Annotated in this window: 12 protein-coding genes; 7 read left to right on the forward strand and 5 right to left on the reverse strand. The window is 37.9% G+C overall.

Annotated features, from left to right (window positions below):
- Positions 1-2 precede the first annotated feature (2 nt).
- The 4 genes from JR347_RS13810 to JR347_RS13825 form a co-directional block, all read right to left on the reverse strand.
- Complete coding sequence (locus tag JR347_RS13810) at positions 3-596, reverse strand: tetratricopeptide repeat protein (protein WP_205721177.1); 594 nt, start codon at positions 594-596, stop codon at positions 3-5.
- A gap of 75 nt (positions 597-671) precedes the next feature.
- Positions 672-1,415 carry an alpha/beta hydrolase gene (locus tag JR347_RS13815; RefSeq protein WP_205721178.1) on the reverse strand — a complete coding sequence of 248 codons (744 nt, stop codon included), beginning with the start codon at positions 1,413-1,415 and terminating at the stop codon, positions 672-674.
- 61 nt (positions 1,416-1,476) lie between these two features.
- Complete coding sequence (locus JR347_RS13820) at positions 1,477-2,295, reverse strand: DUF3108 domain-containing protein (protein ID WP_205721179.1); 819 nt, start codon at positions 2,293-2,295, stop codon at positions 1,477-1,479.
- Between the two features lie 54 nt (positions 2,296-2,349).
- Complete coding sequence (locus JR347_RS13825; protein ID WP_205721180.1) at positions 2,350-3,162, reverse strand: 2,3,4,5-tetrahydropyridine-2,6-dicarboxylate N-succinyltransferase; 813 nt, start codon at positions 3,160-3,162, stop codon at positions 2,350-2,352.
- Positions 3,163-3,189: 27 nt separating this feature from the next.
- On the opposite strand from JR347_RS13825, the gene JR347_RS13830 reads away from it, so the two are divergent.
- The 7 genes from JR347_RS13830 (at position 3,190) to JR347_RS13860 (ending at position 9,557) form a co-directional block, all read left to right on the forward strand.
- Positions 3,190-4,299: a glycosyltransferase family protein gene (locus JR347_RS13830; RefSeq protein ID WP_205721181.1), complete on the forward strand. Its 1,110-nt coding sequence runs from the start codon at positions 3,190-3,192 to the stop codon at positions 4,297-4,299.
- Positions 4,300-4,569: 270 nt separating this feature from the next.
- Positions 4,570-5,226: a metal-dependent transcriptional regulator gene (locus JR347_RS13835; RefSeq protein WP_205721182.1), complete on the forward strand. Its 657-nt coding sequence runs from the start codon at positions 4,570-4,572 to the stop codon at positions 5,224-5,226.
- The gene (locus JR347_RS13840; RefSeq protein ID WP_205721183.1) at positions 5,211-6,116 is read left to right on the forward strand and encodes a metal ABC transporter solute-binding protein, Zn/Mn family; all 906 of its coding nucleotides are present in this window, start codon (positions 5,211-5,213) and stop codon (positions 6,114-6,116) included. The genes JR347_RS13835 and JR347_RS13840 overlap by 16 nt, the downstream gene beginning before the upstream one ends.
- On the forward strand, positions 6,116-6,907 hold the full coding sequence (locus JR347_RS13845; RefSeq protein WP_205721184.1) for a metal ABC transporter ATP-binding protein: 792 nt from the start codon (positions 6,116-6,118) through the stop codon (positions 6,905-6,907). Before JR347_RS13840 ends, JR347_RS13845 begins: the two co-directional genes overlap by 1 nt.
- Positions 6,908-6,912: 5 nt before the next feature.
- Entirely contained in the window at positions 6,913-8,202 is a 1,290-nt protein-coding gene (locus tag JR347_RS13850; protein WP_205721185.1) for a metal ABC transporter permease, read from the forward strand.
- A gap of 70 nt (positions 8,203-8,272) precedes the next feature.
- Positions 8,273-8,641 carry a four helix bundle protein gene (locus JR347_RS13855; RefSeq protein WP_235689681.1) on the forward strand — a complete coding sequence of 123 codons (369 nt, stop codon included), beginning with the start codon at positions 8,273-8,275 and terminating at the stop codon, positions 8,639-8,641.
- A gap of 25 nt (positions 8,642-8,666) precedes the next feature.
- Positions 8,667-9,557: a metal ABC transporter permease gene (locus tag JR347_RS13860; RefSeq protein ID WP_205721186.1), complete on the forward strand. Its 891-nt coding sequence runs from the start codon at positions 8,667-8,669 to the stop codon at positions 9,555-9,557.
- Here JR347_RS13860 and JR347_RS13865 read toward each other — a convergent pair.
- Positions 9,554-11,344 carry an OmpA family protein gene (locus tag JR347_RS13865; RefSeq protein ID WP_205721187.1) on the reverse strand — a complete coding sequence of 597 codons (1,791 nt, stop codon included), beginning with the start codon at positions 11,342-11,344 and terminating at the stop codon, positions 9,554-9,556. The two genes, JR347_RS13860 and JR347_RS13865, sit on opposite strands and share 4 nt — an antisense overlap.
- Between the last annotated feature and the right edge of the window lie 102 nt (positions 11,345-11,446).

An 11,446-nucleotide genomic window follows, 5' to 3' on the forward strand; every position in this document is an offset into this window, starting at 1 on the left:
GACTACCTACAATAGCGTTTTATTAGCTCATCTGCTTTATCTACACCCAATGTCTTTGCCATCCTGAAATCGGCACAAGCTTTGGAATTCTGCTTACCATAAATCCTAAGAGAACCCCTTGATAAGTATGCCTCGGCATAATCCTTGTCTACACTAATGGCTGAATTATACGCGGAAAGAGCCTCTTGCAAGTTTCCAAGTTTTTGATGCGCCTTCCCTTTTAATGTAAAGGCAGTAGAGTTAGTTTCATCAAGTTTTAACACCTTTTCCGCATAGAAAATGGTGTTTTCATAATCATTTAATCGATAATAATAATCTGACGCTATACTTAAGTGTGCATTTACATTTAAGGGATCCTCTTTGATCACTCGTCTGAAATCTTGCAGGGCTAAAGCATATTTTCCAAGTTCTTCATATGCTCTACCTCTGTTATAGATCGTCTTTATATCCCTAGGCTCTGTATTTAAGTAAATCGTATAAGATTCAATCGCCTTTTCGTAGTTCCCTTGATTAAAGTGAACATCACCTTCATTGGAATTTTCATTCTTACAACTCATTGCACTAATCAGTAGTGCTACCACTAATAATCTCTTCATGTCGATAAATACTATAAAAATTAAGCCGTACCACTCGGATACAGCTTTGAGGTGCAAAGGTAAAGAATAATTAATTTAAATGGACGCCAGAAATGATTTAACCGCCTTCCAATAGTCTTTAGAATCAGAAAACTTTGACCATAACGCCTTTGATCCGTGATTACCGGCCGTATCAGGTAAATAATACGATTTACGATCTTCGTTAATCGATACATAAATACCCCACCAACTACCTTTTTCAGACCGGGCTGATGTAATGAAAACAGGCACTTCTATATTCGTAGCATCTGAAGTAACAAAGTCCCTTGGCTTACCCTGATTTACGAAATACTCGGCTGGTGAAAATGCTAAAACTGCATTTACATCTGCCATTGAACCTGCCAATTTTAACGCCAGAGCGGAAGAATAGGAACTTCCCCAAATAATGACTTTATCGGATGTTAAATTTTGCTTTGCATATTTAATGGCTGCACGCATGTCAGGCAAAGCATCTACATACTGTGTAGATTTCATAGCCTTGGATGCATTGATTTTTGTAAGGTTAGTTACATTGTTCACCGCGCCACCAGATCTTAAATCAACAGCCAGACAATTATAGCCCAATGCATTTAATTCTGGAGCTATTTCGACATATTCACCTCTGCTCCAATTCGCCTGATGGAATAAAATGATTAATGGAGCGGTGTCTGGATGAGCCATATATAAATCAGCTGAAATCTTGACTCCGTCCTCAGAAGGAAATTCAATTAATTCTTCAGCAATTACATTCGAAGCACTATAAACTAATGAACAAGCTATTAAAATTGTAGACTTTAACATTCAACTAAGGTAACCCAAAAAATAAGGCCACTGAAATGTGGCCTGTTTCTTTATTATTAAGTTATTTTATTTTGCTCGTTACCGGATGTTTGGTTTGGGTATAATCTGAAAGTTCTACACTCACGTTTCCAATAAACATCTTAGCCTGAATTTTTAAAGGTAATTTATTCTTATCATCAGTAACCCAGGCAACTATTGAGTCCTCACCATCGAATAACTCATTTTCAGGTATCACAGGAGCTAATTTGATCGCATTAAACTTTCCAGCTTTAGTTTTTACTTTATCTCTCCCTCTATAAATTAACTCCAGATCGTAAAAGCTATCTTCAAAGAACCCGTTGATCATGAACTTGTCTCCAACTTTCATTTTGGAAAAATCAACAGTTCTAAGATACATCGCCCCTGCCATCATGTCTCGCACTCCATCAGGCGCCACATAAACCTTGGGTTCTTTAAACTTGCCTGTTTTCTTATCAGCAACCTTTGCCTCAATCAAATTAACGCGATGATCAAAGCGAACAACTTCATCTTTCTTATAATTGCCTTCTCTAATCTTTCGATATGAAATATGTGGTATTAAAGCAGCAGAATCTACATAAGCACCCCAGTGGTCGTCTACGTTAGCCACCCAATCCACCATACCACTAGTACGACCATATACATCAATTTTATAACAAGGTCTGTGATTTACTTTATAAGACTTTGGGTCAATGACCATCTCCGCTTCACCTATCGAGAAGATTCCAAAGTTTACTTTGAACTCCAATCTTTCCCCGCGCTGAAAATTATCATAATCGATAGGAATATAGCTGGGTTCATCTTTTGTGATAAATGAACCACATAGTAAGAATAAAGCTGAGAAGTAGATAAATCGTTTCATAATTGATAACCTGTTGGTTAATACTGGTATCATTTACAAAGTAAGTGCCAAAGTTTAAACGGCTACATCATTTTCTCTTAATGCGTTATTTAAAGAGGTTTTCTTATCCGTGCTTTCTTTTCTTTTGCCAATAATGAGCGCACAAGGAACCTGATATTCGCCAGCATTAAATTTCTTTGTATAAGAACCAGGAATAACCACAGATCGTTCAGGCACATACCCTCTTGTTTCTTTTGGAGTATCGCCAGTTACATCAATAATTTTAGAGGAAGCAGTGAGTGTAACATTGGCTCCTAATACGGCCTCTTTACCAATTCGAACTCCTTCCACAATGATACATCTCGATCCTATAAAAGCATTATCCTCAATAATAACCGGTGAAGCCTGAACAGGCTCTAAAACGCCACCAATACCAACACCTCCACTTAAATGAACATTCTTGCCTATTTGAGCACAACTACCAACGGTAGCCCAGGTATCTACCATCGTGCCTTCATCTACATAGGCACCAATATTTACGTACGATGGCATAAGAATTACACCTTTATTGACGAATGAGCCATATCTGGCAATGGCATGCGGAACAACCCTAACACCAAGTTTGGCATAATTGCTTTTCAATTTTATTTTATCATGAAATTCAAACGGACCAACCTCAATGGTTTCCATTTCACGTAGAGGGAAGTAAAGTATCACTGCTTTTTTAACCCATTCATTAACTTTCCACCCTAAAGTATCAGGCTCAGCTACACGAATAACGCCCTTATCCAGATCTTCTACAGTTGATTTAATCGCAATCTGTACTTCTTTATCTTTTAATAAGGAACGATCATCCCAGGCATTTTCAATTAACTCTTTTAATTCCATTTAACCCTATATTTACTATTATTACTTATGCAGCTGCCAAAACTCGTTATAGCTTCCATTCTAAAACCAGTAGACGATACGCGTATGTACGAGAAGTTTGGTGTTTCAATCAGCCAAACTGACAAATATGAAGTTAATATCATAGGGTTTTCATCAAAAAAAAGACCTGATAATAAGAATATTAAGTTTCATCCAATATTTGATTTCAACAGAATAAGCCTGGGCAGAATAGTTGCACCACTTCGTTACCTTATACAACTATTCAAAATACAACCTAAGATCATAATCATTACAACACATGAGCTCATATGGGCATCATTGGTTTATAAAGCATTTAAACCGTGTCGCATAATTTACGATTTGCGAGAAAATTATTATCTCAATATTAGGCACACCAATGCATTCCCACCTTTAATCAAAAACGTTATTGCCAGTTATGTACGATCAAAAGAAAAGGTGTCCGCAGGAAGTATCGATCATTTTATACTAGCAGAAAAATGCTACGCTCAAGAGCTACCATTTCTTAAAAACAAGTACACCGTTATTGAGAACAAAAGCACAAAATTTCGCATACGTGAACAAACTAAAAAGATGGTCAACGAAGGCGAAATCACTTTACTATTTTCAGGAACAATTGCTGAATCAACTGGTGTATTTGATGTCATTAATCTCGCTAAAAATCTGCATCAAATTGATAACAAAATCCGACTAAAAATTATAGGTAAGGCATCACAAAAATCTACACTTTATTCGATCCAAAATCTGATAAATAAACAGTCATTTATCACTCTCGTTGGAGGCGATAAATTAGTACCGCATAAAGAGATTTTGAATGCCATTTTAAGTAGTGATTTTGGAGTCATTTACTACCCACCGAATGTCGCTTATGACCGCTGCATTCCTACCAAACTTTATGAGTATTTGCACGCTAATCTTCCAATACTAACAGACCATAAACCTGTAATCAAAAGTATTACTGATGAGTACAACGCTGCCATTCATATAGACTTTTCTAACTATGATGCGCCAGACCTACTTAAGCAAATGTACCACACCCAATTTTATCAAAAATTGCCTAAATCCGAGGTATTATGGGATCATGAAGCTTCAAAATTAATTGAAATAATAAGTACTTAATCATCTATTTATCAATTAGTTATGATATTATATATTAACAAATACTGCAATATTGTTTTCTAGTAGAATTTGAACATTTAGAGCTTAATTTCACTAAAAATTGTACTGCTAAGTCAAATAGCAGAAGCTTTTAAGAGTAACGCAAACTTTTTCAATTTACAAAAACTGCCCTAATACTATTCTGGCATATTATTTAGTTAAATTTAATTAATAATGAAAATTATTTTTAGATATGCCTAAATATCATACTTTTGTAAATATTTAAAGATTATGCTGAGTTACGCTGAAGAAAATTATCTCAAAGCCATTTATCATATCTCGCAAGAAACTGGCGAATCGGTTTCTACTAATGCCATCGCTGACAGCCTGAATACGAAGGCTGCTTCCGTTACCGACATGATAAAAAAGCTATCAAAAAAAGGGGTTCTCTCCTATCAGAAATATCATGGTGTAACCGTTTCAGATAAGGGTAAAAAAGCTGCCCTGCAAGTCATAAGAAAGCACCGGCTTTGGGAGACATTTTTAGTCGAGAAATTGAAGTTCAATTGGGATGAAGTTCATGAAGTTGCCGAGCAGTTAGAACACATTAATTCTTCGCTTTTAATTAAGCGTTTAGATGAGTTTCTAGCCTACCCAAAATACGACCCACACGGAGATCCGATACCAGATGAAAATGGAGAGTTTAAGGCCAAGCCACAAGTAGGTTTAGCCGAACTAAATATGGGAGATGTCGGCATCATTGTTTCGGTAAAAGATTCCAATAATTCTTTCCTTCAATACCTAGATAAGATAGGCATTTATCTCGGAGCTAAAGTGAAGGTTCTTGACAAAGTGGAGTTTGATGGTTCCAGCGAAATTCAAATAGATAATAAAAAAATAGTGTTCATTTCTAAAGAGGTAGCTGACAATATATGGGTTACAGATTAATTATACTTTTCATCGTACTAATGGCGGCATGTAAGCCAACAGATAAGGAAGAAGGCAAACTGCAAATTGTGACTACTACAGGAATGATTGCCGATGCAGTAAAGAACATAGTTGGTGAAACAGCGGATGTAGAAGCTCTAATGGGCCCAGGTGTTGATCCTCATTTGTATAAGGCAACGCAAGGTGATTTACAAAGGCTCACTCGGGCAGATATCATTTTTTATAACGGGTTGCACCTGGAAGGCAAAATGGGTGAAGTATTGGAAAAACTTAGTCGGCAAAGGCCTGTAATTGCAGTGGCAGCCGAGATTGATACTACCCTCCTTTTCAGAGTGCCGCAGTTCAATAATAATTATGACCCACACATTTGGTTTGATGTTTCATTATGGTCAACGGCCGTTAAACACATTACTAAATCAATGATAGAGCAGCAACCACAAAATGAAAACCTCTATAAAACCAACGAAGCAGCTTACATCAATAAACTAGACTCGCTACACAAAATGGTTACCGAAGAAATGGCCAGTATCCCTCCTATGCAGCGTGTTTTGATTACGGCACACGATGCTTTTGGGTACTTTGGGAAAGCTTATGATATCGAAGTAAAGGGGCTGCAAGGTATCTCAACTATTTCAGAATACGGCTTGAGAGATGTATCTGACCTGGTAGATTTCATAATCGAAAGAAAAATAAAAGCTGTTTTTGTAGAGACTTCAGTATCTGAAAAAGCCATTAATGCCGTAGTACAGGGCTGTAAAGAAAGTGGCTTTGATGTTCAGATAGGTGGAAATCTCTATTCTGACGCTATGGGTCCGGCAGGTACTCCCGAAGGCACTTACATAGGCATGGTAAAAGCAAATGTTTCAACAATAGTAAATGCATTAAAATAATGATCATTCAGGCAAAAGACCCTAGTGTTGAAATACATGATTTAACTGTTTCTTACGATAAGAAACCCGTTTTATGGGATATTGACCTAACGCTGCCGCAAGGTCAGCTGATAGGTATTGTTGGACCTAACGGAGCCGGCAAATCCACATTAATAAAATCAATGATGAACTTGATAGAAGCAAGCAGCGGGTTTGTGAAGCTATTCGATCAGCCATTAGATGACGTGCGAGATCGAATTAGTTACGTTCCTCAGCGAGAATCTGTCGATTGGGACTTCCCTGCCTCAGCCATGGATGTTGTTTTAATGGGGCGATATGGCAAGCTTGGCCTGTTCAAGCGCATTAGACAATCTGATAAGGAAGTAGCAGAAGAATGTCTCAAGAAGGTTGATATGCTTCCTTTTAAAAATAGGCAAATAAGTCAGCTTTCAGGCGGACAGCAACAACGTGTATTCTTAGCCAGAGCTCTTGCCCAACAAGCTGATTTATACTTTATGGATGAACCTTTCGCAGGGGTGGATGCTGCCACTGAAAAAACGATCATCAATATTCTTCGAGAGATGACAGCTCAAGGCAAAACCATCGTAGTGGTGCATCACGATTTGCAGTCAGTGAGCCAGTATTTTGATTGGGTAATTCTTCTTAATCTGAGGCTGGTTGCTTCCGGCCCTATTGAGGAAGTATATACCAAGGAGCTTCTAGAAGAAACCTATGGCGGAAAACTCACTATGCTGAGTGAGGTGAGTAACCTACTCCAGAAGAGCCGATTCCCTAGTAGAGAAAAGCAATAAGTGAGATGAAGGATTTTATCGATTTTTTTTCTTTTTCTGATCCAAATGTGAGGTATGTTGTATTGGGTTCCATTCTAATCACAGCAAGTTCAGCCATTGTAGGTTCTTTCACTTTCTTAAAGAAAAAAGCCCTTGTGGGTGATGCAGTGGCGCATGCTGTACTTCCGGGAGTTTGCTTGTCATTTATACTCTACGGAGAAAAAAATCCTGTAGTTCTTATTCTGGGAGCATTTGCCACCGGGTGGTTGGCGTTAGTATCTATTGATTTCATTACTAATAAGTCAAAGATTAAAGAAGATACGGCCATAGGATTGATTCTCTCCGTGTTTTTTGGAATTGGCATTTTCCTTTTAACCATCATACAAAAGTCTGGCAATGCCTCACAAAGTGGATTAGACAGCTTCCTATTCGGAAAAGCAGCTTCTCTGGTAGGCTCTGACGTGTACACTTTTAGTATAGTGGCTATAATTCTGGTGGCAGTGGTTTTACTTCTTTTCAAAGAACTAACACTACTAGCATTCGATTCTGATTTCGCACATTCACTAGGACTACCTACAAAGGCTTTAGAGCTAATATTAACAACCCTTACAGTTCTGGCTGTAGTAGTAGGTATTCAGGCTGTAGGCGTAGTTTTAATGGCCGCCATGCTCATTACGCCAGCGGCAGCAGCACGTTTCTGGACTGAGAATATTAAAACGATGATATTGCTAGCAGCCATTTTTGGTGCTTTTAGTGGTATTTCGGGAGCCTATATTTCATATATAGCACCATCTATGCCCACAGGTCCGTGGATTGTTATAGTGATCTCCACCATTGCCATGGTGTCTTTTTTCTTTGCACCGGGAAGAGGAATTATCAATCGCGTAGTTCGTCAGGGAAAAATAAAGAAACAAATTGGTGATGAGAATATTCTTAAAGTACTCTATCAATTAGGAGAACAGGAAAAGAATTTCTTTGATAAAAGAACTATCGATAACATACTATCAAAAAGGGCGTTTGAAAAACCGAACTTACTAAAAGGCCTCAAACGACTAAAAAGAGAAGGTTATTTAAAGTTGGATGATAATGAATGGTTCTTTACAAATGAAGGCAAAGAAAAGGGACAGCGCATTGTTAAACTACATCGTTTATGGGAGTTGTATTTAACCAAATACTTGAGAATCGCACCTGATCACGTACACGAAGATGCAGATACCATTGAGCATATTCTTACACCTGAGTTGGAGGCCCGACTGGAGAAGCTTCTAGATTACCCTCAGTTCGACCCTCATGAATCGGAGATTCCTTACAGGTGACTGGTTGCTGGTAGCTAGCTTCTAGTGACCAATTTGTAGAAAAAAAGAATTGACAATATTTAATTTTATAATGAGTTACAAAAATTTAGAAATATATCAACTGGCACGTCATAATTCCACGCTCATACATGAGATGAGTTTGCAACTACCCAAATTCGAATTATACGAAACAGGAAGTCAGATAAGAAGATCAAGTAAATCAGTACGATCTAATATTGTTGAAGGGTATGGCAGAAGAAGATATAAGAATGAGTACATTAGATTTCTAACTTATGCTATTTCTTCTAACGATGAAACTTTAGATCATTTAGAGTCATTATTTGAAACTAAATCATTAAACAATGAGGATATCTACAAACAGCTTGTAGATCAAACCAATTTATTGGGGAAAAAATTAAATCGATTCATATCAGCTCTAAGTAATTCTGACAATCAGTAACTAGAAACCAGTAACAAGCAACTAGATGCAAGCACTCCAAATCATATTAGCCGGTTCATTAGTCTCCATTTCATGTGGATTGTTGGGGTGTTACCTTATTTTAAGAAAGATGGCTATGGTAGGTGATGCTATTTCTCATGCCGTTTTACCAGGTATTGTGTTGGCATTTCTGTTTACAGGTTCAAGAGATTCTGTCACCATGCTTATTGGAGCCGGACTGGTAGGGTTGTTAACCACTTTTTTGATCGAATACTTTCATAAAAAAGGGAAGCTACAAACCGATGCCTCGATTGGCGTTACTTTTACATGGCTATTTGCCATTGGTGTCATTCTAATCTCGGTGTTTGCCGGAAAAGTAGATTTAGATCAGGATTGTGTACTCTATGGTGAGATTGCCTATGTGCCGTTGGATTTATGGATCACTGATGCAGGAACAGTAATGGGACCTAGAGTCATTTATATTTCCGGGTCAGTGCTTATTCTTATTTTATTGTTTATTAAACTAGGATACAAAGAATTGTTTCTAACCACCTTTGACCCTGCCTATGCCAGTGCAATAGGAATATCAACGGCTTTGTGGCATTATTTATTGATGGGTGCTGTATCTATTACTACTGTTGCCTCTTTTGAGTCTGTAGGCGCTATTTTAGTGATTGCTTTGCTCATAGCACCACCAGCAACTGCCTATTTGCTCACAGATAAGTTCAAGCACATGCTCATTTATACATGCATCATTGGAGTACTCACTTCTATTGGAGGGTATTATTTAGCCTACAATACAGATGGATCAATTGCCGGTGCGATGGCTAGTGTGGCTGGGGTGATTTTTTTACTAGTATTTTTATTTGCTCCGGTAAATGGTTATTTATTTAAAGCAATAAGGAATAGAAGGAAACCAAAAATAACCGTTAACTAAGAGCCTCCTTTTTTCCTCACTCTCGAAACTATTCGAACATCTGCCCTTCTGTGTTCTTCAGGGTCACCAGTTTGATCCTTAACAGATCCGTATCCCTTGGCCACAATTCTATTTTCATCCACACCCTGATCTACCAAATAGTTAAGCACTATTAACGCTCGCTTGTTCGAAAGTTCTAAGTTGTAACGTGGGTTCCCATCTGCAGAAGCGTAGCCCGAAATATCAATATTTAAGAAATTGTACTTATGAATTAATTGAACAATGCTGTCCAATTCCGCCTGATGCTGCTCTTTAATAGCACTCTGATCATTATTAAAGAATATAGGATGTGTATGATCCATCAACTTTATTTCGTGCTCGTCATACACAGGTGTTTCCGGGTCATTATTGGCAACAGGGTTAGAGTCTGGAGTGACAACTTCTTTCCCTCCTTCACTCCTATTCATAACCGCAGCTATTAACTCAGTTTGGTCCAAACTATTACCATGGTATTTTACCATAAAAATATCGGTGAACCCTAAACCGCCTTCCCGCACCGAAGCATAATAACCTGTCCGCTGGTCTTGAGAGATTTGAAAACTAAACTCATCGTCTGGGGTGTTAACTGGGTAACCCAAATTTTCGGGTGTAGACCATTCACCGTAAGTGCTATCATAGACCGATTTGAAGATATCGTAACCACCATAACCTTTATGGCCTGTGCTACTGAAATACAAAGTTTTACCATCATAGGCTAAAAACGGGCTGTCTTCATTGCCGGAGGTATTAATTACCGGCCCAAGACTCTTAGATTTATACCATTCGCCATCATCTTTGATACAATAATAAATATCAATACCACCCTCGCCTCCCGGCCTGCTGCTGGTATAAAATATCATATCATCTGTAGATGTTTCTGAAACGGAGTTCTCACTATATACACTGGAATTAATCTTAGTAGTAAGAAATTCCGGCTCAGTCCATTTACCATTTACCAAATCCGAGTAATAGATGTCACCGGCACCTGTATCTTTATACAAATACAGCCTGTTTCCTTCTGCATTTAAATAAATATTTGCATCGTGGTATTGCGTATTAATGGGTGGGCCAATATTTTCTGCAGGTGTCCACTTTCCATTTACCTTTCTCGAGAAAAAAACATCCTCAAAATAGAAATTATCTTTATCCACATCGGGGCTAGTATTACCTTCTTGCCTGCGCGATGTAAAAATCATTAAATCGCCTTTTTTGTTTAATACAGGTGCATAATCAGGCCATTGAGAATTAATTTCATCACCAATTGGCTCAATGGAGTATTGCGATGGATTGTTGATGATATCCTTACCGTTATTACACTCCAAAATTCTTCTGGAGACTTCTTGTGGCATCACCCTGTCTCTACCTCGATAACTTCGATCTCCTAACACTTTTTTCTTATATCTTTCATAATACTCCAATGCATTATCAAAATCCAGGGCATAATGGTAGGCTCTGCCAATCTGATAAAGTATATCGAAACGATAACCTGGCTTCTGTTCTAAAACACGCATTAAGTAAGGCAGGGCATTGTCTTTATTAATGGTTTCCAAATAAAGTTGACCTGCCATCCAATTGGCTCTAATATTAGTGGGGTCTAAATCAGCAGCTTGAACATACAGCTCCTTGGCAATTTCTATAGCTTCCTTCTGTTGCTTATAAATCTGATCTGCCTGTTCTAAATAAACATTTGCAAGCGCTACCGGATCATCCTGCCCAAAGGTAAGATGAGATGTAGCAAATAGTGTGAGAAAAAATACTAGTCTATTCACAATAGGTTAAAAAATAAAGCCTCTACGGTAAAAAATTACCCATTAAGATAATTACTATATTTATGTATATCAAATTGCACAATCCTTATTAAACTGGATTAA

Source organism: Fulvivirga lutea, from assembly GCF_017068455.1.
GTDB lineage: Bacteria > Bacteroidota > Bacteroidia > Cytophagales > Cyclobacteriaceae > Fulvivirga > Fulvivirga lutea.